This is a genomic window from Pararhizobium polonicum (assembly GCF_001687365.1).
In the GTDB taxonomy this organism is placed as follows: Bacteria; Pseudomonadota; Alphaproteobacteria; order Rhizobiales; family Rhizobiaceae; genus Pararhizobium; species Pararhizobium polonicum.
The window spans coordinates 24,286-49,733 of sequence record NZ_LGLV01000007.1 but is presented as its reverse complement, the minus strand read 5'-3'; the positions used below and the strand labels follow the sequence as shown (position 1 = coordinate 49,733).

Genomic DNA, 25,448 nt, shown 5'->3' with positions numbered 1-25,448 from the left:
AGGAGAAACATATGACCCAGCCCATTAAAGACAGCATCAAGGCCTTCATCATCGAGAATTTTCTGTTCGGCGACACAGCCTACGACCTTCAGGACGACGCATCGCTGATCGAAAATGAAGTCATCGATTCCACCGGCGTCCTCGAACTCGTCGCCTTCATCGAAGACCGCTTCGACTTCGTCATGGCGGACGCGGATATCGTACCGGCCAATCTCGATTCGGTAGCGCGGATCGCCGCCTTCGTCGCCAAGCATACGCAAGAGCCAGCACGCAACAAGATGTCAGCCTGACCATATCGGGCGACGGGAGACAGACGATGCGCGTCGAAGAATTTCTGGAAAACAGCGCCCGCCTCGATGGCGGCAAAACGGCCCTGGTGGCCGGTGACAAACGTTTCAGTTATGCGGAATTCGACACGGCGGCCAGCCGGCTGGCCTCGTCGCTCGCCGGGGGCGGCATCGTGCGCGGCGATCGTGTTCTCGTCTTCATGAACAATTGCTGGGAAGCGGCGATCTCGCTGTTTGCCATCCTGAAGGCCGGCGCCACCGCCGTCCCGGTCAACCCATCGACCAAGGCCGACAAGCTCGCCTATGTCATCGGCAATTGCGAGGCGGCAGGGATTCTCACGCAGGGCAAGCTGCTGCCAGTTGTGACGGAAGCGCGGACCATCGAGCCACGCCATCTGTTCGTCGCATCGACGACATTCAGGGGCGCAGGCCCCGGCGAAGGCGTCGCCGATTTCGAGACCTGTCTCGGCGGGAGCGGAACCAACGTGGATCATCGCGGCATCGACGTCGATCTGGCGCTGCTGATCTATACCTCCGGTTCGACCGGCCGCCCGAAGGGCGTGATGATGACCCACCGGAATGTCGAGGCGGCTGCGACCTCGATCACCGCCTATCTGGACAACACGGCCGACGATATCATCCTGAATGTCCTGCCGCTTGCCTTCGACTACGGCCTCTATCAGCTGCTGATGGCCGTAAAGCTTGGCGCCACCATCGTCCTCGAAGCCTCCTTTGCCTTCCCGCAGGCTATTTTCGACCGTATCCGTGAAGAGGGCGTCACCGGCTTTCCACTGGTGCCGACCATGGCCGCGATGATCCTGCAGATGCGCGATCTCGAGCCGGACTTCCTGCCGAGCCTGCGCTACATCACCAACACCGCCGCCGCCCTGCCGCCGGCCCACATCGCCAGGTTGCGCGAGCTTTTCCCGCGTGCGACCGTCTATTCGATGTATGGGCTGACGGAATGCAAGCGCTGCACATACCTGCCGCCGGCGGAACTGGATCGCCGCCCCGGCTCGGTCGGTATCGCCATTCCGAACACCGAAGCCTTCGTGGTGGATGACGACGGTCAACGCGTGCCGCCCGGCGTCTCCGGCGAACTGGTGATCCGCGGCCCGCACGTCATGCAAGGCTACTGGCGCAACGACGAGGCGACCAACAAGATGCTTCGCCCCGGCCCCAACCCTTGGGAAAAGGTACTCTACACGGGTGACCTCTTCCGCACCGACGAGGAAGGCTTTCTCTATTTCGTCGGCCGCAAGGACGACATCATCAAGACGCGTGGCGAAAAAGTTGCGCCCAAGGAAGTCGAAACCGTGCTGCACGCCCATCCCGGCATCGCCGAGGCTGTTGTCATCGGCCTGCCCGATCCCGTGCTGGGCCAGGCGATCGCAGCCCTTGTCGTTCTCTCCGATTCGGCGCTGACGGAACGGGACATCATCAAACATTGCGCCGCCCATCTGGAAGATTTCATGGTGCCGCGTCTTATCGAGTTTCGCGACGCGCTACCGAAGACGGACACCGGCAAGGTGAGCCGCAGGCTGGCCGCGGAAACACTGGAGGCTGCCGAATGAACATGCACAAAGCCGATACCGCCACCGCATTCTCCGCCGCGACGCTTTCGATCGACCCGGCCAAGGAAGCCGACAAGATCGTCGCTGCGCTGCGCGAGCAGCTGCGTGGCCCCTTGCGCAAGCGCGGGCTTGTTCTCGGTCTCTCCGGCGGTATCGATAGCAGCGTCTGCGCCGCCCTTGCCGCCCGCGCAGTCGGCGCAAAGAATGTCTACGCGCTGTTCATGCCGGAAAACGATTCCGATCCGGAAAGCCTGCGTCTCGGACGCACCATCGCCGAAACCTTCGGCATCGACAGCGTGGTCGAGGACATCGGCCCGTCGCTGCAGGCCATGGGTTGCTACGATCGCCGCGATGCCTTCATCCGCGAACTCGTGCCGGAATATACCAGCGCCTGGGCCTCGAAGATCGTCATCTCCAGCGCACTGGAAGGCGACGGCTACAATATTTCCTATCTGGTGGTGCAGGACCCGGAGGGCAAGCAGACAAAGCTGCGCATGACGCCCTCCGTCTATCTCGGCATCGTCGCGGCAACGAACATGAAGCAGCGCACCCGCAAGCAGCTCGAATATTTCCATGCCGACCGGCTGAACTACGCCGTGATCGGCACGCCGAACCGGCTGGAATATGATCAGGGCTTTTTCGTCAAGAATGGCGATGGTGCCGCCGACGTCAAGCCGATCGCCCATCTCTACAAGACCCAGGTCTACCAGCTTGCCGCCTATCTCGGCGTGCCGGAAGAAATCTGCAAGCGTCCACCGACGACGGACACCTATTCGCTGCAGCAGACGCAGGAGGAGTTCTACTTCTCCCTGCCCTACGACCGGATGGATCTCTGCCTCTACGGCCTCAACAACAATCTTCCCGCCGATGTCGTTGCCACGGCCGCCGGCCTGACGGCGGATCAGATGACGCGCGTCTGGGCCGATATCGCCGCCAAGCGCAAGGCGACGCGCTACCTGCATCTCGCGCCGCAACTGGTCGAACCGGTCAGCGAGATCGCATCGAAGTAGAGTATGGAGGGACAAGCGGCGGAAGGCGCGTCAGTCGATGTCGCCCGCCGCCAGCCGGCTCCAGTGTTCGCCCGCCACCCCGTTGAAGAATCCGTCGCCATTCTGAAAGGCCTGCAGGATATCCGGATCCTTGGCATGGATGACGCTTGAGGCAATGTGGGTAAAGGATATGCGCCGGCCGAGCATGGCTTCGAGAAGGGCCGGTTGCGTGCGGCCGCGCAGGGCGACGGCGCCCCGCTCCGCAGCATGCGCGATCAGACAATCGATGACCTGCCGCTCCTGACCGGGGACCGCCAGAATCTGGAGAACCCGGCCGATGCGACCCGCATCGCCGTAATAGACGAATCCACCGACAACGGCACCGGTCCGCGCCTCGACCTTGCAGAAAACGGCCTCGCCCTCCGGCCGCGCATGCATTGCATCGCGCAGGATATAGGCAAGCTGATCGTCCGGAAAATCCGGCCGCAGCCGGAATCGCGCCGTCAGCCGGACGAACAATTCGGCAAATGCCTCGACGGATATCCCGGTCGTCTTGAAGCTTCCCTGCCCATTCCAGGACGAAGGGACAGCCGACCATCGCAGATCGTCGCCCCCCATGCGCCGCCGCAGGATATCGTCGGCCTTGCGCGCCAGCGGCCGGAGAAACCGCGCCGCGCCGATACGGCTGCGGCCAAGTTCGACGAAGAAACCGGCTGGACGGATGATGCGAAGCCAGTCGAGGCTGTACTGCGGCAGCGCCACCCCGCGCAGCTTCATCCACATCGAAGCGGATACCTCGCTCGCCGTCTCGCTGAAGGACAGATCCTGGGGACCGGCCAGAAACGCCTTGAGGAGACGGGCACCGGCCAAGGGGTCGGCCTCCCGTCCTTCCACCATAAACGAACCGCAAATCGCAGCACGCAGGTGCCTGCCATCGAATGTGATCGGCAGCCCCGTGGCTCCGACAAAACCCGTCATCTCGCCGCTGTCGTTGAGATGAACGAGCGATGCGATACCGATGTCCTGGCCGGGTGCATCAAGATAGAAATACCGGAGATAGTCCGTCAGACTTCGGCTTGCCGGAGCGCCGGGGTCGCGGAAGACACGTTGAAACATCCCTGCCAGGGCCGGAATGTCGGAGCTTTGCAACGCGCGGATTTCACTCATCAGCTTTTCAGGTTCCGGCAGTGAATGTCTGGCAGTGATTTTCTGAATGTGTTGCTCAGCGCGGGCGCGTCACGCATCGGGCCGTTTCTGAACGAATGCGACGCGCGGCAGGCCGGCTGCATCCTGCGCAAAACGCGCAGGTTCATAGCCGCGCGCCCGTGCCAGCAGCGCTGCGGCCTGCCGGTGCTGTCCCTCGCCAAATTCGAAGGCAAGCCAGCCGCCCGGCTTCAGATAGGCGAGCGCATCGCGGACGAGACGCTGATGAATGGAAATACCATAGGGACCGCCGTCGAAGGCTTCGCGCGGTTCGTTGTCGAGCAGGTGCGCACTGTCGCTTTCGAGACGCTGCGTCGAGATATAGGGCGGGTTGCAGACGATCAGGTCCACCTGGCCTTCGAGATTCTCGCCCGCAAGCCCGCTGAACAGGTCACCCTGCATCACGCGGACGCGGCTGGAAAAACCGCAGCGTTCGGCATTCCTCAACGCAAGGGCCACCGTTTCGTCTGTGAGGTCGCAAGCCCAAAGGCGGGCAGACGGGATATGCGTTGCAATGGCGAGCGCCAGATTGCCGGAGCCGCAGCACATGTCGATGACCAGTGGATTGTCGATCCGCCCCTCAATCAGCCCGACCGCAGTACGGCCGAGAAGCTCGGTTTCTTCTCTCGGAACGAGCACGCCGGCAGCGAGTTCAAGGTCAACCCCCATGAAACGGTGCAGCAGCGGTTCCGTTGGCGCTCCGCTTCGGTCTTCGACGCATACCTTGTCCATCACAAACACAACTCCAACCTGCGATCCTCGAAGTCTTCCGCAATCAATACTCTACCGAAGTAAACATAAACTGAAATCAATTTCATAAAGGCAAGCGTTAACCTCAATATGAATTCCCGGTCTCGCAGCAGCAGATTCGGCCCGAAATTAACGACCTCTGGAGTAAATGAAAGTATAGTCACATTCGGATTCCAAGCAAACAAATGGAACCTATGCGCCTGCAACCATGAGGTCTCATCAAATCTTGCCCGGACAGATAACACCGTCCGGAACGGGAAAGGAGCCGCTGTTTGCAAGAGGAGGGAACCGAAGGTGACAGCGGACGCTTTTCATGCGGCCAAATCGAGATCGCTTCTGTCGATGGTCATGTCCTACATGGCCTCCGGCGGCAGCCTGATCATGAGTTCCGCTGCTCAGTTGCTCACCTTCGCCATTCTGGCGCGCTCGCTCGGTGTCAACGAATTCAGCGTTTTCGTCGCCGTCACGGCGGTCTGCAGCATTGCCGTGCACCTCTGCGGGCTTGGCGGCATGGAATGCCTGGTCCGGCGCGTCGCACGCGATCCTTCGATGTACCCGGTCATGCTGGGGCATAACATCATTCTTACCACCATCAGTGGTGTGGCGCTCGTGCTGCTTGGCGTGGCAATCCTTCCCTTCTTCTTCGCTCTTTCGACCGAACCGTCGCTCAACCTCATCGCGATGACGCTGATGCTGGTCACCAACATCATCTTCGTGCGGCTGATCGTGCTGACCGAGCAGATTTTCATCGGTCATTCCAATTTCGTATCGGCCAATATGACCGTGGTCGGCTTTGCGATCGCGCGCACCGTTGCCGCCGCACTTGCCTGCCTCGCATTCGGCGTCTCGACCGTCGCGGAATGGGCCGTCTGGCAATTTGTCTGCCATGTTCTGGTCGCTGCCATCTGCATCCGGGCCTTGGCGAAACTGGGCCGGCCGAAATTCGAGATCGTCCGGGAAGAGCTGCCGCTCGGCATGTATTTCAGCATCCCCTTCATCCTGCGCGCCGTTCGCCAGAATGCCGATCTTCTGACACTGAGCCTGGTCACCTCGGCGGAAATCGTCGCAAGCTACAGCGTCGCACGCCGGATTCTCGAAAGCAGCTATCTCTCCGTCGAAGCCTTGAACCGGCTGATGTATCCGGGCTCGGCCCGGGCAGCGGCAAACGGCCTTCACAAGGCAATGGACCGCATCCGCAAGGTGCTCATTGCAGCGACCGGAATAAGCCTGGCCGCCGCCACGACCGTGTTCCTGCTCGCCCCATTGCTTCCCTATCTGTTCGGCCATGAATACCTGACGCTCGTTTCGTTCGTCAGGACGCTCTGCTGGGTGGTGGTACCACTCGGCATGTGGTCGATTGCCGTCGAAGCGCTGGGCGCCGCCGGATACCATGCCGCGCGCGCCACCGTCATGGGCCTTGGCAGCATTCTGGGCGCAGCACTTGCCGCCTGGGCGACATGGTACGCTCCGCCCATGGGTACGGTGGTCTCATTCTACGTGATCGAGACCGCAATGGTCGCCGCCGCCTGGGCCGTCTTCTTCCGCTATGCGAAAAAGGACGATGCCGCTGACGCAGGCGGAGCAATGAAGGCATAAACTCAATTTTAAGTTGTTTAGACAATCCTGCTTTGGCCCGTAGATAATCTGGCTTTTCAAAGTCGGACATGAAGAGTGCACTATGACGCTTGCGACAAAAAGCGCATTGAAACAGCCGATAGAACCCTCCGGGCCGTCTGCGGACGACAACCGGCCCGGGCGCAGTGCCGGCGTGGTCCGTGCGATGGAGAGGACCGACCTGTCCGCCGTCGCGCGCCTCTTCACCCAGACGTTCCGCAAGCACCGGCTGCAGCCTGCCCCGGACCTGAGCGGCTATCTCGAAACCGTTTTCTTCACCAGCCCACTCTATTCGCCGGATGTCGGCAGCCTCGTGCACCTGAATGAACAGGGCACGATCGACAGTGCCATTCTGGCAATACCGCTGGAATTCATGGTCAACGGACGCCCCATGACCGCACGGCTTCTCTGCGCATTCATGTCGCAGGGAAAGAGCGGTGCCGCCGGCGCGGCGCGTCTTGCCCGGATGCTGCGCGCAGCCCGCCAGGATTTCTGCTTCAGCGACAATGCCTCGCCCGTCAGCGCCGATCATTGGGTTGCCGCCGGCGGTCTCGCTCTGCCCATCCAGAGCCTGGAATGGCACCGCACTTTCCGGCCAATGGCAGCAGGGCTGGAAAGAGCGCGCGGCAGAATGCCGTTTATGGGGAAACTGCCGCTCCAGCGGATTGCGCGGGTCTTTGATCATTTCATCCGCCGGACGAAGGCGTCCTTCGCTGCCGCACCGCATGAGAATACGACGAGTGCGCCCATTTCCCCGGACCAGTTCGCAGAGCTGGCTCTCGGCATGATGGACCGTTTCTTCGTTCACCCGGTCTTTTCCAAGCCGGAATTCGACTGGCTGATGGCCGCTGCGAGATTGAATACGTCCCTTGGTGCGCTTTACTGCCGGAGTGTTGTCGATGTTCAAGGCAAGGTCATTGGCTGTTACCTCTATTTCGGCGCAGACGGCCGCGACGCGGTGGTGCTCAATGTCTTATGCCTCGAGCGTCAGGAAGCAGCCGTCGTTGCCCAGCTTTTCGCCGATCTCGATGGTCACGGATATGCCGGTGCCCGGGGCATGGCCCAGCCTTTCCTGATGAATGCCGTTCTGCGTCAACGCCATCTGGTTCACAGGCATACCGGCTATTTCTGCCTTTCGACACGGCATGCGGATCTGAAGGCCGCTGCCGTTGGTGACGGCTTTTATGCCGGCGGTCTTGCATCGGAAATCTGGAGCAGGCTTCTCCATGACTTTTGACGGCCAGCCCTTTGGCCTCGGGGCATTTTAACGCCCGGTTTACCATAAGCGGCTAAATATGATGTTCACCTAAAGGGCGGCGTTTGTCTCGACGGACTTACGGCACGCCGCGGAGGCAGAGTGGATGTATACGCCGAAGGAACCGGATCTGCGGCAAGCGACAAAGCGCCCGGAAGCGGCCTTGCGCTCCCGTTCGCATGGCGGCTCCCTGCTCGATCTGGTATCCGACGACAGCGATGACTTCAACCGTGCCGAGTATGCACGCACGTCTGCAGAAACCGCGCGCACGGCGTTTCTGCCGGGCCGGCAACAGGAAACGATCGCCGAACAGATCAACACGCGCCCCACGCCCGCGCCCGTCAAAGGGCAGATCATGGGACATCTCGCAGCGCTTCGCGCGATTGGGCCGGATGATGTTTTCCAGTGGCTCAAGGACGGTTTGCGCTGGATCGTCGGCGCGACGGTTCTGTGTCTAGCGGCGGCCCTCGTCTATGCGCTGACCGCTCAGCCGCGCTACACCGTTTATACCGATCTCGTGATCGATCCCGCCAATCTTCAGGTCGTCAACGACGACGTATTCGGCTCCAATCCGTTGCGCGACTCGCAATTGCTGGAAGTTGAAAGCAAGCTGCGGATCCTGACCTCGCGCAATGTACTGACTCGCGTCATCGACACCATGAAACTGACCGACGATACGGAATTCGTAAAACCGGATATCTTCGCAGCGATCAAGCAGTTGTTCTCGAGCACACCCGAAGACGAGACGGCGCGGGGGAAAATGCTGACCGCGATGCGCGCGCTGGCGGAACGGGTCGAAGCCCGGCGCGAGGAGCGCTCGTTCGTCGTCTCTCTCGGCGTCTACACCGACGATCCGCAAAAGTCCGTGACCTTGTCCGATGCAATCGTCAGTGCTTTCGAGACGGAAATCTTTGAATCCGCCGCGCAGAGTGCCGGCCGGGTCGCGACAACGCTCAACCAGCGCCTCGAAGAACTTCGCCGCAACGTCACCGATGCGGAAGCAAAGGTCGAAGAATTCAAGCGGCAAAAAGGGCTCCAGTCGAGCAATGGCGAACTGGTCAGCACGCAGCTCGCCGCCGAATTGAATACGCAGGTCCTGACCGCCCAGCAGCGCTACATCGAGCTGGAAACACGATACAAGCAGATGCAGGACGCGATTTCGACCGGCCGCGCCAGTTCCGCATCCGTTTTCGCCTCACCGGCCATGACGACGCTGCGGCAGGACTACGATGCGGCTGTCCTGCAGCTGAATTCGCTGACACTGACATACGGCACCCGCCACCCGCGGATCACGGCTGCCAATTCCGACCTTTCGACGCTGAAGGCATCGATCACCAACGAAGCCAAGCGCATTGCCGATACGGCGCTGGGCGATATGAAACAAGCCAAGTCCACGCTCGACGCGCTGCAGGGCAAGGCGACCGAGCAGCAGTCGACCGTCTACATGGACAATGATTCGCAGGTGCAACTGCGTGACCTCGAGCGCGACGCTCGCGCCAAGGCGGCGCTGTACGAAACCCATCTGACCCGGGCCCAGCAAATCACCGAACAGCAGCAGATCAACACCTCCAACATCCGGGTGATTTCACGCGCAATGCCGCCGAAATCGCGCAGCTGGCCGCCACGAACCCTGCTGCTTCTGGCAGCCGGTGCATTTGCCGGCATCGCCATCGGCATCGGTCTTGCTGTCCTGTCCGGCATGCTCCGCGTTCTGCGCCAGAATCAGCCGCACGCAGGCTGACCCATGAAAACAGCGTCGCCGGACAATCGTGCGCTGCCGGACTTCGGCAGCATTGGGATCGGCGGTATCGGCGCCGGTCCCATCCTGTTCATGGCGATATTCCTGTTTTTCTGGATTTCGTTGACACCATTCGTCGATCTCACCGGCGAGGCCACACTCGATCCGTCGGCCGGCAATTCGAACCGCCTGAACCAGATCGTCTCCCTCAGCCTCTTCGCAGGCACGCTTTGCTACGGCATTTTTCATCCGTTGCGTGCAACCATTCTTCAGCCGCGGGCGCTGCTGCTGCCCATGTTCGGCTGGTTCCTGTTCGTTTCGCTCATTTCCAGCCATCCGATGCTCGGGATCAAGGCCGTCATCCTGACGGTCATGGCAACCATCAACGCCAGCATCTATCTGCTGATGCCGAATTCGGAAAGGCAATTCGCCAAGATGCTGGCGATCGGCACGCTGATCATGCTGGCGACGGCCTATTACGGCATCGTGTTCAAGCCGGAGCTTTCGATCCACCAACTGTCCGAACTGCGCGAACCGATGAATGCCGGGATGTGGCGCGGACATTTCCCGCACAAGAACAGCGCCGCGGCGGCCATGGTGGTCGCGGCCTTCTTCGGCCTTTTCGTCATGAGCGTCTGGTCGCGGCTCGCCGGGATCGCCATCATCGTGCTCTCCGTCGTCTTTCTGATGCACACCGGCGGCAAGACCTCCAGCGCCATGCTGCCCGCAATCCTGATCCTGGCGTGGATGTTCGAGCGCGTCCGGTTTCTGCGCATCCCGATCGTCATCGGCGGCGTCGGCCTGTTCAATCTCTTTGCCGTCGGCTCGGCGGTTTTTCGGCCGCTTGGTAATTTCGTCACATCGCTGGGGATCGACGCCACCTTCACCAACCGCGCCGACATCTGGCGCTTCGCATTCGATGCACTGGCGCAAAATCCGATCACCGGATACGGCATCAAGGCATTCTGGCAGACGCAGGAACTCGTCTATGGCGGCGGCAATGTCGAAACCTGGGCGGTCGCGGCCGCCAACGGGCACAATTCCTATCTCGACATCGCCCTGATGGCGGGCATCCCCGGTCTTGTAATGACGCTCCTGTGGGTTCTCGTTCTGCCGTTGCGCGACATTTCCCGCCTGTCTCCCGCAATCGAGCACTCCCCTCTGACCCGGCTTTTCATCCGTGTCTGGCTTTACCTCATTTTCAATGCCGGTCTCGAAAGCCTCTTCTTCGAAGGCGGCAATCTGCTCTGGTTCACTTTTCTCTTTTGCCTTTATGGCCTGCGTTTTCAGTCGTCAGCGACGCTGACCGAGGATCGCGCCGCTCCCGCTGAAAGGCCGGCACCCCATGTCTGACATTTTCGACAAGGTCACCGCAATCACCGACCGGCTGAACAACCAGCTGATATGGCATTTTGCCAGAACGCGGCGGCCGATCGCAACGGACCGGCCGATCGTGTCCTTCACCTTTGACGACGTGCCGGATACGGCCTGGACGAATGGGGCGGCCATCCTGGAACAATACGGCGCGCGCGGCACATTCTATATCGCCGGCGGGCTGGAAAACAGGATCGAGCCGGATCGCCGGCTGATTTCGGCGCAGGGGTGCCGCGATCTGTTCGAACGCGGCCACGAAATCGGCTGCCATACCTTTTCGCACCACAAGGTCGGCAGCCTGACCAGCCAGGCTTTTGCCGGCGATCTCGATCGAAATGGGACCTTTCTGAGCGATGCCGGCATTTCCCGCCGACCCACCAATTTCGCCTTCCCCTACAATGCCGCATCGCCCCGGCTTCGGCGCGTTCTTCGAAAACGCTATACGACATGCCGGGCCGGCGGCGAGGCGATCAACCGGGAGATGGTCGATCCCCTGATGCTGAAAGCCGTGGAAATTCGCCAGCCGGAAGAGCATGCACGCGGCCTGACACGATGGATCGACGATGTGGCAGCCAATCCCGGCTGGCTGATCTTCTTTACCCACGACATCACAGCAACACCCACTCACTATGGCTGTCGGCCGGAAACGCTCGAACGGCTCGTTTCGCATGCCATCGAACGCCAATGCGATATTCTGCCGGTCTGCGAAGCACTGGACCGGTTCGGTTGGAAGGAGGCCCGCCCTTGACCATCGTGGATCAGACAATCGGCAAGCCGCGGCTCCTGAAGATCAACAGTTACTTTTATCGGAGAGGCGGCGCCGAGGCGGTGTTTCTCGATCACATCGCCATGTTCGAGCAGGCGGGATGGGACGTCGTGCCCTTTGCCATGCAGCACGAACTGAATCCACCGAGCCCATGGTCCGACTATTTCGTCTCCGAGATCGAATACGGCCATGAGACCGGAACGCTGAACAAGATCAAGCAGGTGGCGAAGATCATCTATTCCTTCGAGGCCCAACGCAATCTCCAGCGGCTGATCGAGCGGGTCAACCCGACGATCGCCCATGCGCACAACGTCTACCATCACCTGTCACCGGCGATTTTCTCGACGCTGAAATCGGCCGGAATTCCGACCGTGATGACGGTCCACGACCTCAAGCTTGCCTGTCCCTCCTACAAGATGCTGCGGGACGCGAAAGTCTGCGAGGACTGCAAGGGCGGCCGCATTCACAACGTTCTCGTGCATCGCTGCATCAAGGGCTCCACCGTGCTGAGCGCAGTCGTCCTGGCCGAGACCGCGCTGCACCGAAGCCTGGGGCTGTACCGCAACAATCTCGACCGCCTCGTCGTTCCAAGCCGCTTCTATATCGACAAGCTCGCCGAGTGGGGCTGGCCGCGCGAAAAGATGGTCTACATTCCAAACTTCGTCGATGCCGAAGCGTTCGATACGGGCTGGACGGAGGGGGATTATTTCGTATTCGCCGGACGCCTTGCGCCGGAAAAGGGGATCGATACGCTGCTGCGGGCCGCGGCTCTCTCAAGGCAGAAACTGGTGATTGCAGGAACCGGGCCGGAAGAAGCCGCCTTGAAAGAGCTCGCCCAAACACTTGGTGTGGACGCCGTTTTCGCTGGTTATCTTTCCGGAAAAGCGCTGCACCGCCTGATCGGCGAGGCGAAAGCCCTCGTCCTGCCGTCCGAGTGGTACGAGAATGCGCCGATCAGCGTTCTCGAAGCCTATGCCCTCGGCACCCCGGTCATCGGCGCCAGGATCGGCGGCATTCCCGAGATGATCCATGAAGGCGAGACCGGCTTCATGGCAGCGCCTGCGGATGCGCAGGGTCTGGCAGACGCGCTCGCCGCGATGGATGCCCGTTCGCCGGAAGCACGGCGCAATATGGGCAGCACGGCAAGGCAATGGATCTCGGTCGAATTCTCATCTTCCGCCTATCTGCGGCGGACGACGGAACTCTATTCCAGCCTCGGCGCATCACTGCCGGTTACTGCGCAAGCCCAAACACAACCAAATTGATACACATTTCGGCATAACAACCCAGAATTTCAGCAGTTCGATACAATTTTAACGGTTATATTTCCGCGATTTCAGCCGCTCACATTTAAAACATATCCCGAGGAACCAGGGATGTGGAACAATGAGCACAAAGCCGAACGCTTCCAAGATGGCAATCCTGCAGCCCGAAAATGGGCCGGCAGACCTTCAGAACGATGCTCGAAAGAGCAGCGAAAAACGGCTGGTATGGGACGCGGCCGTGTCAATCGAGATGCAGTCAACGGCACCGGGCACGGCTGTCGAGGCTTCGGACCGCTCTGAACTGCAGCGCATCGCGGTGGAGCCTGTTCCACCGCTGAGCGATGCCTCGCTCTATGAATCCAAGATCGCGTTTGAGAAAGCCGCCAGCCGGCCGCGCGTCATGATGCTTGGAACCAGAGGCATCCCCAACGTTCAGGGCGGCGTCGAAAAGCATATCGAGATGATCGGCACCGAACTGGTCAATATGGGCTGGGACGTGGATGTTATCGGGCGGCGCCAGTATTTGACGAACCCTTCAGAAAACATCTGGCACGGCATTCGGGTAATCCCGCTGTGGGCACCGAAGACGATGATCCTCGAGGCTATCGGACATAGCGTCGCTGGCGTTCTGTTTGCCGCACGCCACAGGCCCGACGTGCTGCATATTCACGCTGTCGGCCCCGCACTGGTTGCCCCACTGGCACGCCTCTTCGGCCTCAAGGTCATCATCACCCACCACGGCTACGATTACGAACGCCAGAAATGGGGACGCTTTGCCAAGCGCATGCTCAAGCTGGGTGAGACATTCGGGATGTACGCATCCAACGGCCGTATCGCAATTTCGCAGGAAATCGTCCGGGCGATGCGTGACGAGTATCACGTCGCCGTCGATTTCGTGCCGAATGGTGTTTCGGTGCAGCAGAAACCCGCGACAACAGGCACGCTCGATGCTTTCGGGCTGAAGCCCCGCCGGTATATCGTCATGATGGCGCGTCTCGTTCCGGAAAAGCGCCAGCACGATCTGATCCTCGCCTTCGCCAAGGCGAATCGACCCGAGACGCTGGTTATCGTCGGCGGCGCGGATCACGAAACCGAATATTCGGCCTATGTGAAGGCCCTTGCGGCCGCAACGCCGGGCGTCGTCATGACCGGTTTTCAGACCGGCGTCTCTCTCGCCGAGCTTTACAGCAACGCGGCGCTCTTCGTCCTGCCGTCGAGCCACGAGGGAATGCCGATCGCGCTGCTGGAGGCGCTCAGCTACGGCCTGCCGGTTCTTGCAAGCGATATCGTCGCCAACCGTGAACTCAAGCTTCCCGCAAGCGATTATTTCCCGATGGGCGATGTGGATGCCCTGACGGCAGCGCTTGAGCGCAAGCTTTCCGTTCCGTTTAGCGAAGACGGCGTGGACGAGCTGATGGGACAGATCCAGACGGAGTACAGCTGGAAGAAGGTCACGGAACGCACGGTGGATGTGTATCGATCCGTCCTGCGCCGCCCGAAACGCTGAGGGCATCCAGCCAAGCCCGCCCTGTCAACCAAATTGCAAATCATTTGCCGGTACCATCACCGGTGTCACAACCCTGTCCGGCAACGCATCGACGATGCTGCGTTTAGACCAGGAGGTCATTTTGAGTGTATCGATCATCATCAAGACCTTGAATGAAGAAAAACGCATTGCCGCGACCATCGAAAGCGCTCTGGCGGCGCTCCCCGGCGGCATCGGCGAAGTCATCGTCGCCGACAGCGGCTCCCGCGACCGCACGGTGGAGATCGCGTCCGGCTATCCGGTCATCGTTGCACAGATCGCACCGCCGGCGCAGGCCAGTTGCGGGATCGGGCCGCAGCTCGGCTTCCAGTATTCGACCTTCGATCATATCTGCCTACTTGACGGCGACATGATCCTCGATCCGCAATTCCTGCCCGACGCACTGCGCTTTCTCGCCGGCAATCCGGATGTCGCCGGCGTCACCGGGCATGTGGAGGAGATGCAGACCGCCAATCTCGAATATGCGCGCCGGGTCCAGCGCAATGCGCCCGAGAACCGGGTGGGCGACATCGACCGGATGAACGGCGGCGGTCTCTACCGGCGCAGCGCCATCGAAAAGACCGGCTATATCTCCGATCGCAATCTGCACGGCTACGAGGAATTCGATCTTGGCGTCCGATTGCGTAGCCTGGGCTGGCGGCTCCATCGCCTCGACCAGCGCTTCGTCAGCCACTTCGGCCATACGTCGAATTCCTACAAGCTGCTCGTCCGCCGCTGGAACAGCAAGTACCTGTTCGGCACCGGCGAGCTGCTGCGCGCATCGGTCGGCAAACCCTATTTCGGTCGGCTGATCGCCGAACTGCCGGAGCTGAAGCTCTGGGCCGCCGTCTATTGCTGGTGGGCTGTGTCCGCCCTCATCCTGCTGCTGGCGCCCGGCATCGTCTCGGGTCTGGCAGCGGTGATCGCGCTGGCTGCGTTGATCGTGCTGTTGATCAGCATCAAGAAGCGCAGCGCTGCCATGGGTCTCTATACCGTCGTCGCCTGGTGTTTCCACGCAGCTGCCGTACCGGCGGGCTTTTTCCGTCGCCGCCTGCCTCCGGATGCCTGGGTCGAAAGCCGGACGATCGGAACCGCTCCATGACGCGAGCGCTTCGATGGGTTGTCGCCGCCATGCTGGCGATCCCCTCGCCCGGATTGGCCTCGGACGAGTGGCTGCCCGTGCGCGAGACCTCAATGGTGCTCGGCGAAGGCAGCCCTCTCGACTTTTCGGCCTTTCTGCCCAACCGTCCGATCGCCGACGGCGGCCAGCTTGTCACCGGCAAACAGGGCCGTCTCGTCCGCGCCGGCGAGCCGGAAAAACCCGTGCGGCTTCTATGCGCATCGCTGGCCTGGAGCCCGGCCTCGGGCGGTTTTCCCAATCATGCCGATGCCGATCTCTATGCGGCCGAGCTTGCCAAACACGGCTACAACATCGCCCGGCTTCATTTTGTCGATGCCAGCCTGATGTTCGGCCGCAGCCGCGATTTCGACTTCGATCCGGAGGTCCTCGACCGCATCCACTACCTGCTTGCCGCGCTCAAACGCAACGGCATCTACTGGATCATGGATGGTCTTTCCTCCTGGCGCGGCGCCTATGGCGGCTATGACGACCGCTGGGATCCATCCAGCGATCTGAAGCTTGCGCTTTATTTCGACGACAAGGCATACGACCACTGGTTGGAGTTCCAGCGCCGGTTCCTGTCCCTGGTCAATCCCTATACCGGCACAGCGCCAATCGATGACAAGGCGCTCGCGCTCGTCATTCTCGTCAATGAGAACAACATCGAATTCGACAGTATCGTGCGCGAGCGGGAGGGAAAGCCGCACTACGACGAGCGCCTGAAGCTGCCGTTCAACCGCTGGCTTGAGAAGCAATATGGCTCCACCGATGCGCTTTCCAGGGCATGGCCCGACCTTGCGGCAAACGAGCGGCTGGAGGATGCATCCGTCGCTTTGCCGCGATCGCGCTATGAAGATTCGCCACGCCTCAAGGATCTCCAGGCATTCTTCGTTTCCGTCGAAACCACGACGGCCGCCCGGATGACCAAGGCTTTGCGCGAACTCGGCTACAAGGGAGAGATCAGCAATTTCAACAACTGGCCGACGATCCAGACGACGCTCAGCCGGCAGGACCTTCCCGTCGTCACGATGAATACCTATCAGGACTGGGTCGGCAGCTACGCGCCGGGCGCGACCATGACGCAGAACAGCTCCATCGATGATGGCGCCGGCTATATGCGCCTGATCGCCGCCGCCCGCTGGCTCGGCAAACCCTTCGTCGTCAGCGAATACGATCATCTGTTCTGGAACCGTTATCGCTACGAGGCTGGGCTGGTAATGCCGGCCTATGCCGCCCAGCAAGGGTGGGATGTCCTGTGCCGCCACGGACATGGACCGATCATCCTCAAATACAACGAGCCCTATGCGCACAAGAAGGCCATGCTGCCCTATGCCATCGCCCTCGACCCTGTCGCGCGCGCCGGCGAGACGCTGGCAGCGCTTCTCTACCGGCGTGGCGACGTCTCAGCCTCGAAACTAACCATTCCATTCCATGTGCGGGGACCGGAGGATCTTGACGGCGACATGCAGGCGCGCGAGCCCGAGCGGCTCACCGAGCTTGCGCTTGTCGGCGCGATCGGTATGGAAAAGGCAAGCGAAGCAGATGGCAGACCGGCTGTCGGGCAACCGCGGTCTTCCGTGGATCCGCAGGCCATCCTCGATGCCGTCAAGGCCGCCGGATTACTGGCGAAGGACAACCAGACCGACCTGAAGACCGGCCTCTACCAAAGCGACACCGGCGAGCTGCTGCTTGACCGCCTGCGCGGGCAATTGCGCGTCTCCACCCCCCGGACGGAGGCCGTGGCCTTTTCCACGCTCCGGGAGCCCGTCAATCTGGGAACGGTAAGGGTCGAGGCGTCGGACGGTGACGGATTGCTCTCCGTGTCCGTGCTGGATGATGCCGCGTCCATCGCGCAAAGCCGCAGGCTCCTCGTCATCTACGCCACCGATGCGCACAACACCGGCATGCGCTTCAGCGATGACGAAGAGAAGGTGATCGCCGACTTCGGCCGGCTTCCCGTCCTGATCCGGAAGGGCTATGTCGACCTGTCGCTCAAGCTTGCGGAAGGCCGATGGCGGCTGACACCGGTCACGCTTAGTGGCGCCACATCGGCGACCGCCACCCAGACGGTATCGCCCGCCGGTTTCCGCATTTCCAACGATACGATCTCCGGCCCGACAACCTTCTTTCTTCTCGAAGCGGACTAACGCCATAGGGCGTAGACCGCCTTCCGCTCATACACAGCCCCCCGTCCAGAACGGGTTCGTGCGAACGCTATGACGGGGACGAAACAGGGGCCGGCGGTCGAAACACGGCCCGACAGCCCTTCCATCCGGCGGCATTTTTGGTATGACCTGCTTCTTTCGAAGGAGTGAAGATGGCTGCGCGAGACAGATACTCAAGGAAGCTGGAATGCGGCCAATGCGGACACGCGGGTTTCGCCGAGGTATCCGAGGATGACGATCCCCGCCGCAAGACACGCGGATTCCAGATCGACGACCTGCCCGGCGGCTTCGAAACCGAGTTTGCCTCCAGCAATCCGAGCAAACACATGATCCGCTGCCGGTGCGGCCATAAATTCCGGTTCGAGCAAAAGACCGCTTATGCTCCCGGAGGAGAACCAAGACGGTGATCTCCCGGTGAAAACCGGTTCATATTTGCTGCGAAGTAACGGAATGCGATCAGGCGTGGAACGGGCAGCCGACTTCTGACGCAGACCTGTTGAAGGTCATCGCCGGCGCCCGTCGAATCTGCCGGGCCTACTTGTTGGCCATCAGCCACATCTTGCCGGCCATCGTTATCTCGCGCGGATCGTTCGATACGTTGTCGTCAAGATGGCTGCGTTCCAGCAACCCGAACTCTTCGAGTTCATTCAGGGTCACCGTTGTCAGGAACCTGATTTTCTGTGGCCGTTCCTGAAACCTGTCGGTCTTTGCATAGGTGACCGTCGCGTTGAGATGGGTCCACTTCTTCGCCGGTTGCGGAAAAAGTTTGCCTTCCTTGGCGAGCTTCAGTCCTCTGATCTGGACCGGCGTGAGTTCGAGCTTAATCATATTCTGTCCTTGGGTAGGCTATCGATCTGAAATGGAGAAAAAAGCTATCAACAGGCAGCGCGGCATGGAACGGCAGCGCCAGCTTGCGAATATCGACAATGCGTCATGAAGAGGGCCCCGATTGGCCGGAACCCTCCTCACAGTCGAAAGTCTAACAGGTTTCCAGATTGGAAACTGGTTACATCATGCCGCCCATGTCGGGCATGCCGCCGCCGGCGGCATCCTTCTTCGGAAGTTCGGCAATCATGGCTTCGGTGGTCACCAGCAGGCCGGCAACCGAAGCCGCGTTCTGCAGGGCCGTGCGCACAACCTTGACCGGATCGACGATACCCATGGCGATCATGTCGCCATATTCGCCGGTCTGGGCGTTGTAGCCGTAATTGTCGGTGTTGCTTTCGAGGATCTTGCCGATCACGATCGAACCTTCGTCGCCGGCATTTTCAGCGATCTGGCGAACCAGCGACTGAAGCGCCTTGCGGACGATGTTGATGCCGGCCGTCTGGTCGTCGTTGGCACCCTTGAGGTCGAGAACGATCGAAGCACGCAGCAGAGCCGTACCGCCACCGGGAACGATGCCTTCTTCGACGGCAGCGCGCGTTGCATTCAGCGCGTCGTCGATGCGGTCCTTCTTTTCCTTGACTTCGATTTCAGTCGCACCGCCGACGCGGATGACGGCAACGCCGCCAGCGAGCTTGGCAAGACGTTCCTGCAGCTTTTCCTTGTCATAGTCGGACGTGGTTTCCTCGATCTGCGCCTTGATCTGGGCGACACGGCCATCGATCTCGGCCTTCTTGCCGGCGCCATCAACCAGGATGGTGTTTTCTTTGGTGATCGTCACCTTTTTCACGCGGCCGAGCATGTCGAGCGTGACATTCTCCAGCTTGATGCCGACATCTTCGGAAATCACCTGACCGGCCGTCAAAATGGCGATGTCTTCGAGCATGGCCTTGCGGCGATCGCCGAAGCCCGGCGCCTTGACGGCAGCGATCTTCAGGCCGCCACGCAGCTTGTTGACGACGAGCGTTGCAAGAGCTTCGCCTTCGACGTCTTCCGAGATGATCAGCATCGGCTTGCCGGTCTGAACGACAGCTTCCAGCACAGGCAAAAGAGCCTGAAGATTGGAAAGCTTCTTCTCGTGAAGGAGAACATAGGCGTCCTCGAGCTCGGCAACCATCTTTTCCGGGTTGGTGACGAAATACGGGCTCAGGTAGCCGCGGTCGAACTGCATGCCTTCGACGACTTCGAGTTCGGTGTCGGCGGTCTTGGCTTCTTCAACCGTGATGACGCCTTCATTGCCGACCTTCTGCATCGCTTCAGCGATGTACTGGCCGATTTCCTTTTCGCCATTGGCGGAGATCGTGCCGACCTGGGCCACTTCATCCGAAGTGCTGATCTTCTTGGCCTTGCCGACAATGTCCTTGACGACTTCGGCAACGGCAAGATCGATGCCGCGCTTCAGGTCCATCGGGTTCATGCCGGCGGCAACGGCCTTGGCACCTTCGCGAACGATCGCCTGGGCGAGAACGGTCGCCGTCGTCGTGCCGTCGCCGGCAATGTCGTTGGTCTTCGAAGCAACTTCGCGGACCATCTGGGCGCCCATGTTTTCGAACTTGTCTTCGAGTTCGATTTCCTTGGCGACAGTTACACCGTCCTTGGTAATGCGCGGTGCGCCATAGGACTTGTCGATGATGACGTTACGGCCCTTCGGACCGAGCGTGACTTTGACGGCATCAGCGAGAATGTCGACGCCGCGCAGCAGCTTTTCGCGCGCATCGCGGCCGAATTTGATTTGTTTGGCAGCCATAGAAAGAACTCCCGGGCTCATCGCCCAATGGTCTTCACAAAAAGGGATAGAAAGAAACGACCGGCTATCAGCCGATAACGCCCATGATGTCGGCTTCCTTCATGATCAGAAGGTCTTCGCCGCCAAGCTTGACTTCAGTGCCCGACCATTTGCCGAACAGAATGCGATCGCCTGCCTTGACGTCGAGCGCAATGATCTTGCCGCTCTCATCGCGGGTACCGGTGCCGACGGCGACGATTTCGCCTTCCTGCGGCTTTTCCTTGGCGGTATCCGGAATGATGATGCCGCCCTTGGTCTTGGCTTCAGCCTCGATACGGCGCACGACCACACGATCGTGCAGCGGGCGAAAATTGGTGCTTGTCATGTTTTGGATTCCTTGATGAGATCACAGCCGGATGGCTTATCCCATCCGTGATCAGTAGCACTCTCTTGCCTAGAGTGCTAGCGATCATTCCATGGCAGACCGGATGTCGGCCAAAACACCCGGAATCGATTGGTAGTGTCCCACCGGTTCTGCTATCAGCGTTTCAGCTTACTGCACGAAAGAGACAGTCCATGAATGCGATGCCGTTTCCCGGGACGATATTGTGACGCAATCCGTTGATACGGCGTTTCTTGCGTCCCTAGGCTGGTCCGATTTCTTTGCGTCCCAGATAGCACCCGACGAAATCGATCTGGTGCCGTTGCGCATCGCCGAAGTCCATCGAGCCAGACTGACCGCGATATCGGCGGCTGGACCGGTCAGGCTGCCCCTGGCTCACAAAATCAACACCGCCGATTTCGCCGTCGGCGACTGGGTGCTTGCCGATCCCCGGAGCCATCTGCTCATCCGCCGTCTTGACCGCCGGACCGTGTTGCAGCGCCGGACCGAAGGCAGGCACGTCCAGCAGCTTGCCGCCGCCAATGTCGATACGCTGTTCATCGTCACATCCTGCAACGCCGATTTCAGCCCTGCCCGGCTGGAGCGCTATCTGGCGCTGGCCAATCAGGCGGGGACGAACCCGGTGATCCTGCTGACCAAAGCCGACACGACCGACGACGCCGGCACCTTCGAGCAGCAGGCACGCGGGTTGCAGCGCGACCTTGAGGTCGTGGCCCTGAATGGCCGCTCCGCCGATGCCGCCGGCATGCTCACCCCATGGTGCGGCGCCGGGCAGACCGTGGCGCTGGTTGGATCATCCGGCGTCGGCAAGTCGACGCTTGTCAATACGCTTGCCGGCCTCAGCCAGGATGCCGATGCAGCCCAGCAGACCGGAGACATCCGCGAACACGATGCCAAGGGGCGCCACACCACCACCGCGCGGTCGCTGCACGCCATTGCCGGCGGCGGCTGGGTGATCGATACGCCGGGGATGCGCACGTTACATGTCAGCGACGCATCGGACGGGATCGACACCCTGTTTTCCGAAATCACCGATCTTGCGCCTCTGTGCAAGTTCCGCGATTGCACCCACGACCATGAACCGGGCTGCGCGGTTCGGGCGGCGGTGAATGCCGGCACCCTGGACGCCGACCGGCTGGCCCGCTGGCGCAAGCTGCTCGACGAAAACGTCAGCAACACGCCGGTACAGACGGGGCCGCGCGGCAACAAAATCAGCCAGAAGAAAAAATACTGAGCATCATTCCAGCCGGCGGCGGCTTCCCGTCAGCGTCGAGGCCCTGATACTGAAACCCGCTCATCGGTTCAGCGATTTCCACCCCATTGATTCATCCCTGCCCGGCATTGTACGGATTCATCCGAACCTTCATATGCCCTTGCTCCAGCGCAGGGCTTCGTTCCAGAGGAAGCGGACATCACATGAGCAAACGGGTCATCTTTACCGGCGGCAGCGGCAAGGCAGGCCGCCATGCCGTTCCGTATCTGCAGAACAAGGGGCACGAGATCCTTAATCTCGACCTTGTACCGCTCCCCGGCGTGCGGACGCTGATCACGGACCTGACCGACAGCGGCCAGACCTTCAACGCCTTGTCGATGCATTTCAGCGGCGACGACCTGCAGACGGGAGGCGGACCGGCCAAGGTCGATGCCGTCGTACATTTCGCAGCGATTCCGGCCCTCTTCCTCAAGCCGGACAACCAGACCTTCGCGGTCAATGCGATCTCGACCTACAATGTCATCGAGGCCGCCGTGAAGCTTGGCATCCGCAAGGTGATCATCGCGTCGAGCGAAACGACCTATGGCGTCTGTTTTGCCGAAGGCGACAAGGATTTCCACACGCTCCCGCTCGAAGAAGACTACGACACAGACCCGATGGACAGCTACGGCCTGTCCAAGGTCGTCAACGAGAAGACCGCGCGGGCATTTGCGATGCGCAGCGGGATCGACATCTATGCCCTGCGGATCGCCAACGTCATCGAGCCGCATGAATATGACCGTTTTCCGGGTTTCCTCGCCGATCCGGCATCGCGCAAGCGCAACGCCTGGAGCTACATCGATGCCCGCGATCTCGGGCAGATCGTCGACCTTTGCTTGCAGGCCGATGGCCTCGGCTTCCAGGTTTTCAACGCCGTCAACGACACCATCACAGCCACCGAGCCAACGCGCGCGTTTCTTGGCCGCTGGGCGCCGAACACCCCCATCACGCGGGACCTCGGCGAATTCGAAGCTCCCCTGTCCAACCGGAAGATCCGGGAGGTCCTTGGCTTCAAGGAAGAACACAACTGGCGCAAATACGTCCCCGGCGTTTGACACCGCTTTCCAGGGGATAAGCCGGCAAACGACGCAAGCGCCTGCTGCAACCACATCCGCAAATCACTGTGCGCGTCTCGACAACGCCGTGAAATTGCTGTAGCGGAGTTGATTAATCGATTAATCAACTCCGCCGGATCGAATGGCCACTGTGCGCACAGGATCGAATCTCAGTCAGATCGCCGCTTCGCTTGGCGTGTCTGCCGCGACCGTTTCCAATGCGCTCTCCGGAAAAGGCCGGGTTTCGGCCGAGCTTGCGGAAAAGATCCGCGCCACGGCCGCCGATCTCGGCTACACGCCAAGCCTCACCGGACGGGCCCTTCGCACCGGACGCACCGGTGTCCTCGGTCTGGTGCTTCCCGACATCGCCAATCCGCTCTTTCCGCAGATCGCCCAGGCGATCGAATTTGCGGCAAGCAATGCCGGCTACGGCGTCCTGATCGCCGACTCGCGCGGCGACGTTGCCATGCAGACGGAAGCCATCAACCGGCTGATCGAACGCGATGTCGACGGCATCATCATCGTGCCCCGGCGTGGAACCCGCATTGCCGATATCGGCTGCCCGGTGGCGGTGATCGACAGCCCCTCCACCCCCGGCAACACGGTCTCGGCCGATCACTGGCAAGGCGGACAGGCAATCGTCGAGCATCTGGCATCGCTTGGACACCGCAAGTTTCTGCTGATCGGCAACAATCCCGCATCGAATGTGCAGAACGACCGCATCGGCGGCATGAAGTCCCGGCTGCCCGAGGGCGCCCATGCGGATGTGCTGTGGATCGAAAGACACGAGCAGACGCATGGCAAGGGAAGCCTTCTCGGGCTCCGTCAAAAGGCTGACGAAGGCTTTACCGCCTTTGCCGCCGTCTCCGATCTGCATGCGCTTCGCGCGCTGACGGAATTGCAGCGCGCCGGTGTCGCCGTGCCGGAGGGGGGCAGCGTGACGGGTTTCGACGACCTCATCTGGTCGTCGGCCGTAACACCCGGTCTGACAACCGTTCGGATGAACATGACGGAGATCGCCGAGATCGCCATCGCGGCTCTGGTGCGCGTCATCGAAGCCGATCCCGTTTCCAGTTCCGGCATACCACGGACTGCGACAGGTACAGTCGCTGCCGCCGGGCGGCCGGGTGTGCCCATGCAGCTGGTGGTCCGGCAGACATCGGCACCGCCACCCCCCATCAACCGCGCATGACCCAGAAAACCGCCAGCCAACACATTCCAGCAGGAGAACGCATATGAACAAAATGCTCTTTTCATCGGCCGCCATGCTGATGCTGACCATGGGTGCCGCCCATGCGCAGGAAAAGACCCTGACGATTTCCGTCTATGCTTTCGCGCAGGACGAGTTCAAGGAGATCGTCTACGATCCCTTTGAAGCCAAATGCGGCTGCAAACTGGTGGTGGAAACCGGCAACAGCGTCGAGCGTCTGGCCAAGATCGAAGCCAACAAGGCCAATCCGGTGATCGACATGGCCGTGGTTTCGATGGCCGACGCACTGTCGGCGGACCGGGGTGGTTTGATCGAGAAGATCGACACGTCCAAGCTCACCAATTTCGACAAGCTCTACGATATCGCCAAGGATCCGAACGGCGACGGCATGAGCGTCGGTTATACCTTCTACGCAACCTCGATCGTCTACCGCACCGACAAGATGAAGATCGAGTCCTGGGCCGATCTGCTGAAGCCGGAATATGCCGGCCATGTCGCCTTCCCGAACGTCACAACCAACCAGGGACCGCCGGCCCTCTACATGCTGGGCAAGGCGCTCGGCAAGGATACGCCCGACCTGAAGGGCGCAATCGAAGCGGTTGGCGCGGCGAAGGACGGTATCGTCACCTTCTACGTCAAGTCCTCACAGCTCGTTCAGCTGATGCAGCAGGAGGAAATCTGGGCGGCACCGATCGGCCGCTTCTCCTGGGCGCCGTTCACCAAGCTCGACCTGCCGCTGGGCTGGGCGACGCCGAAGGAAGGCCAGACCGGCGGCATGAACGTGATGGTCCTGACCAAGGGCTCGAAGAATCAGGATCTGGCGCTAGAATTCATGGACTTCTGGCTCTCGACCGACATCCAGACCAAGCTCGCCGAAAAGCTGGTCGACAGCCCGGCCAACAAGGAAGCCAAGGTTTCCGACGCGGTCGCGGGCAACATCACCTATGGCGAGGAAACCGCCAAGAGCCTGAAGCTGATCCCTTCAGCCGTGGCGCTCGACAACCGCGATGCCTGGCTGTCCGAATGGAACGCCAAGGTCGGCCAGTAACCGCCCATACGAATGCCTCCCAAGGCGAGGGGCGCGGCCTGCGGACTTCGGTTCGCTGCCGCGCCCCGACTGAAACAACCACCAACGGTGGGATGCTGCTGCCACAGCCCCTCACCCTAGCCCTCTCCCCGCTCGCGGGGAGAGGGGACTACAGAGTTTGCTGCTTGTTCCGTCTCCCCGCCTGCGGGGAGAAGGTGCCCGACAGGGCGGATGAGGGGCGGCCGAGAAAGAATATTTGAAGACG

22 protein-coding genes are annotated in these 25,448 nt (G+C 60.9%); 16 read left to right on the top strand and 6 right to left on the bottom strand.

Annotation, left to right across the window (positions count from 1 at the left end; all coding sequences use genetic code 11):
* Positions 1-11 precede the first annotated feature (11 nt).
* Genes ADU59_RS11105 through nadE form a run of 3 tightly spaced genes read left to right on the top strand, consistent with a single transcriptional unit; the run spans position 12 to position 2,871 of the window.
* Complete coding sequence (locus ADU59_RS11105) at positions 12-290, top strand: acyl carrier protein (RefSeq protein ID WP_068954194.1); 279 nt, start codon at positions 12-14, stop codon at positions 288-290.
* A gap of 26 nt (positions 291-316) precedes the next feature.
* Positions 317-1,861, top strand: coding sequence for a class I adenylate-forming enzyme family protein (locus ADU59_RS11100; protein WP_068954193.1), 1,545 nt, complete (start codon positions 317-319; stop codon positions 1,859-1,861).
* Positions 1,858-2,871, top strand: a complete 1,014-nt coding sequence (nadE, locus tag ADU59_RS11095) for an NAD(+) synthase (RefSeq protein ID WP_068954192.1) — start codon at positions 1,858-1,860, stop codon at positions 2,869-2,871. Before ADU59_RS11100 ends, nadE begins: the two co-directional genes overlap by 4 nt.
* A 30-nt stretch (positions 2,872-2,901) precedes the next feature.
* On the opposite strand, the gene ADU59_RS11090 is transcribed toward nadE, so the two are convergent.
* Complete coding sequence (locus ADU59_RS11090) at positions 2,902-4,017, bottom strand: hypothetical protein (RefSeq protein ID WP_068954191.1); 1,116 nt, start codon at positions 4,015-4,017, stop codon at positions 2,902-2,904.
* A 69-nt stretch (positions 4,018-4,086) separates the two neighbouring features.
* Positions 4,087-4,785, bottom strand: a complete 699-nt coding sequence (locus ADU59_RS11085; protein WP_068954190.1) for a N5-glutamine methyltransferase family protein — start codon at positions 4,783-4,785, stop codon at positions 4,087-4,089.
* Positions 4,786-5,145: 360 nt separating this feature from the next.
* Here ADU59_RS11085 and ADU59_RS11075 point away from each other — a divergent pair, with 360 nt between their 5' ends.
* The 9 genes from ADU59_RS11075 (at position 5,146) to ADU59_RS11035 (ending at position 17,607) form a co-directional block, all read left to right on the top strand.
* Positions 5,146-6,399 carry a lipopolysaccharide biosynthesis protein gene (locus ADU59_RS11075; protein WP_068954527.1) on the top strand — a complete coding sequence of 418 codons (1,254 nt, stop codon included), beginning with the start codon at positions 5,146-5,148 and terminating at the stop codon, positions 6,397-6,399.
* An 82-nt stretch (positions 6,400-6,481) separates the two neighbouring features.
* A complete protein-coding gene (locus tag ADU59_RS11070; protein WP_083198229.1) occupies positions 6,482-7,654 on the top strand; it encodes a hypothetical protein in 1,173 nt (390 codons plus the stop codon).
* Between the two features lie 124 nt (positions 7,655-7,778).
* Positions 7,779-9,413, top strand: a complete 1,635-nt coding sequence (locus ADU59_RS11065) for a GumC family protein (protein ID WP_068954188.1) — start codon at positions 7,779-7,781, stop codon at positions 9,411-9,413.
* Positions 9,414-9,503: 90 nt separating this feature from the next.
* The gene (locus ADU59_RS11060; protein WP_244506414.1) at positions 9,504-10,763 is read left to right on the top strand and encodes an O-antigen ligase family protein; all 1,260 of its coding nucleotides are present in this window, start codon (positions 9,504-9,506) and stop codon (positions 10,761-10,763) included.
* Positions 10,756-11,532, top strand: a complete 777-nt coding sequence (locus tag ADU59_RS11055; RefSeq protein WP_068954187.1) for a polysaccharide deacetylase family protein — start codon at positions 10,756-10,758, stop codon at positions 11,530-11,532. Before ADU59_RS11060 ends, ADU59_RS11055 begins: the two co-directional genes overlap by 8 nt.
* A gap of 2 nt (positions 11,533-11,534) precedes the next feature.
* Entirely contained in the window at positions 11,535-12,815 is a 1,281-nt protein-coding gene (locus ADU59_RS11050; RefSeq protein ID WP_425332013.1) for a glycosyltransferase family 4 protein, read from the top strand.
* Between the two features lie 400 nt (positions 12,816-13,215).
* The gene (locus tag ADU59_RS11045; protein ID WP_244506413.1) at positions 13,216-14,322 is read left to right on the top strand and encodes a glycosyltransferase family 4 protein; all 1,107 of its coding nucleotides are present in this window, start codon (positions 13,216-13,218) and stop codon (positions 14,320-14,322) included.
* A gap of 121 nt (positions 14,323-14,443) precedes the next feature.
* Positions 14,444-15,442, top strand: coding sequence for a glycosyltransferase family 2 protein (locus ADU59_RS11040; protein WP_068954522.1), 999 nt, complete (start codon positions 14,444-14,446; stop codon positions 15,440-15,442).
* The gene (locus tag ADU59_RS11035; protein WP_068954186.1) at positions 15,439-17,607 is read left to right on the top strand and encodes a glycoside hydrolase; all 2,169 of its coding nucleotides are present in this window, start codon (positions 15,439-15,441) and stop codon (positions 17,605-17,607) included. Before ADU59_RS11040 ends, ADU59_RS11035 begins: the two co-directional genes overlap by 4 nt.
* A gap of 191 nt (positions 17,608-17,798) precedes the next feature.
* On the opposite strand, the gene ADU59_RS31450 is transcribed toward ADU59_RS11035, so the two are convergent.
* From ADU59_RS31450 to groES, 4 genes are all read right to left on the bottom strand, one after another.
* On the bottom strand, positions 17,799-17,975 hold the full coding sequence (locus ADU59_RS31450) for a hypothetical protein (RefSeq protein ID WP_193427076.1): 177 nt from the start codon (positions 17,973-17,975) through the stop codon (positions 17,799-17,801).
* 184 nt (positions 17,976-18,159) lie between these two features.
* Positions 18,160-18,453 carry a hypothetical protein gene (locus ADU59_RS11025; protein ID WP_068954184.1) on the bottom strand — a complete coding sequence of 98 codons (294 nt, stop codon included), beginning with the start codon at positions 18,451-18,453 and terminating at the stop codon, positions 18,160-18,162.
* Positions 18,454-18,631: 178 nt separating this feature from the next.
* Entirely contained in the window at positions 18,632-20,257 is a 1,626-nt protein-coding gene (gene groL / locus ADU59_RS11020) for a chaperonin GroEL (protein WP_068954183.1), read from the bottom strand.
* Positions 20,258-20,324: 67 nt separating this feature from the next.
* Positions 20,325-20,621, bottom strand: a complete 297-nt coding sequence (gene groES, locus ADU59_RS11015; protein ID WP_068954182.1) for a co-chaperone GroES — start codon at positions 20,619-20,621, stop codon at positions 20,325-20,327.
* Positions 20,622-20,841: 220 nt separating this feature from the next.
* On the opposite strand from groES, the gene rsgA reads away from it, so the two are divergent.
* The 4 genes from rsgA to ADU59_RS10995 all read left to right on the top strand — a co-directional run bounded on the left by rsgA (position 20,842) and on the right by ADU59_RS10995 (position 25,204).
* Positions 20,842-21,873, top strand: a complete 1,032-nt coding sequence (rsgA, locus tag ADU59_RS11010) for a ribosome small subunit-dependent GTPase A (RefSeq protein ID WP_099050804.1) — start codon at positions 20,842-20,844, stop codon at positions 21,871-21,873.
* 182 nt (positions 21,874-22,055) lie between these two features.
* Positions 22,056-22,946: an NAD-dependent epimerase/dehydratase family protein gene (locus ADU59_RS11005; protein WP_068954180.1), complete on the top strand. Its 891-nt coding sequence runs from the start codon at positions 22,056-22,058 to the stop codon at positions 22,944-22,946.
* 142 nt (positions 22,947-23,088) lie between these two features.
* Positions 23,089-24,138 carry a LacI family DNA-binding transcriptional regulator gene (locus ADU59_RS11000; RefSeq protein WP_068954179.1) on the top strand — a complete coding sequence of 350 codons (1,050 nt, stop codon included), beginning with the start codon at positions 23,089-23,091 and terminating at the stop codon, positions 24,136-24,138.
* A gap of 43 nt (positions 24,139-24,181) precedes the next feature.
* Positions 24,182-25,204, top strand: coding sequence for an ABC transporter substrate-binding protein (locus tag ADU59_RS10995; RefSeq protein WP_068954178.1), 1,023 nt, complete (start codon positions 24,182-24,184; stop codon positions 25,202-25,204).
* Positions 25,205-25,448 lie beyond the last annotated feature (244 nt).

Bases quoted from the DNA above. Each gene is read 5' to 3' on its own strand.
- ADU59_RS11105 (WP_068954194.1), top strand. From the start codon at position 12: ATGACCCAGCCCATTAAAGACAGCATCAAGGCCTTCATCATCGAGAAT.
- ADU59_RS11100 (WP_068954193.1), top strand. From the start codon at position 317: ATGCGCGTCGAAGAATTTCTGGAAAACAGCGCCCGCCTCGATGGCGGC.
- nadE (WP_068954192.1), top strand. From the start codon at position 1,858: ATGAACATGCACAAAGCCGATACCGCCACCGCATTCTCCGCCGCGACG.
- ADU59_RS11090 (WP_068954191.1), bottom strand. From the start codon at position 4,017: ATGAGTGAAATCCGCGCGTTGCAAAGCTCCGACATTCCGGCCCTGGCA.
- ADU59_RS11085 (WP_068954190.1), bottom strand. From the start codon at position 4,785: ATGGACAAGGTATGCGTCGAAGACCGAAGCGGAGCGCCAACGGAACCG.
- ADU59_RS11075 (WP_068954527.1), top strand. From the start codon at position 5,146: ATGGTCATGTCCTACATGGCCTCCGGCGGCAGCCTGATCATGAGTTCC.
- ADU59_RS11070 (WP_083198229.1), top strand. From the start codon at position 6,482: ATGACGCTTGCGACAAAAAGCGCATTGAAACAGCCGATAGAACCCTCC.
- ADU59_RS11065 (WP_068954188.1), top strand. From the start codon at position 7,779: ATGTATACGCCGAAGGAACCGGATCTGCGGCAAGCGACAAAGCGCCCG.
- ADU59_RS11060 (WP_244506414.1), top strand. From the start codon at position 9,504: ATGGCGATATTCCTGTTTTTCTGGATTTCGTTGACACCATTCGTCGAT.
- ADU59_RS11055 (WP_068954187.1), top strand. From the start codon at position 10,756: ATGTCTGACATTTTCGACAAGGTCACCGCAATCACCGACCGGCTGAAC.
- ADU59_RS11045 (WP_244506413.1), top strand. From the start codon at position 13,216: ATGATGCTTGGAACCAGAGGCATCCCCAACGTTCAGGGCGGCGTCGAA.
- ADU59_RS11035 (WP_068954186.1), top strand. From the start codon at position 15,439: ATGACGCGAGCGCTTCGATGGGTTGTCGCCGCCATGCTGGCGATCCCC.
- ADU59_RS31450 (WP_193427076.1), bottom strand. From the start codon at position 17,975: ATGGCCGCACCGGCAGCGGATCATGTGTTTGCTCGGATTGCTGGAGGC.
- ADU59_RS11025 (WP_068954184.1), bottom strand. From the start codon at position 18,453: ATGATTAAGCTCGAACTCACGCCGGTCCAGATCAGAGGACTGAAGCTC.
- groL (WP_068954183.1), bottom strand. From the start codon at position 20,257: ATGGCTGCCAAACAAATCAAATTCGGCCGCGATGCGCGCGAAAAGCTG.
- groES (WP_068954182.1), bottom strand. From the start codon at position 20,621: ATGACAAGCACCAATTTTCGCCCGCTGCACGATCGTGTGGTCGTGCGC.
- ADU59_RS11005 (WP_068954180.1), top strand. From the start codon at position 22,056: ATGAGCAAACGGGTCATCTTTACCGGCGGCAGCGGCAAGGCAGGCCGC.
- ADU59_RS11000 (WP_068954179.1), top strand. From the start codon at position 23,089: ATGGCCACTGTGCGCACAGGATCGAATCTCAGTCAGATCGCCGCTTCG.
- ADU59_RS10995 (WP_068954178.1), top strand. From the start codon at position 24,182: ATGAACAAAATGCTCTTTTCATCGGCCGCCATGCTGATGCTGACCATG.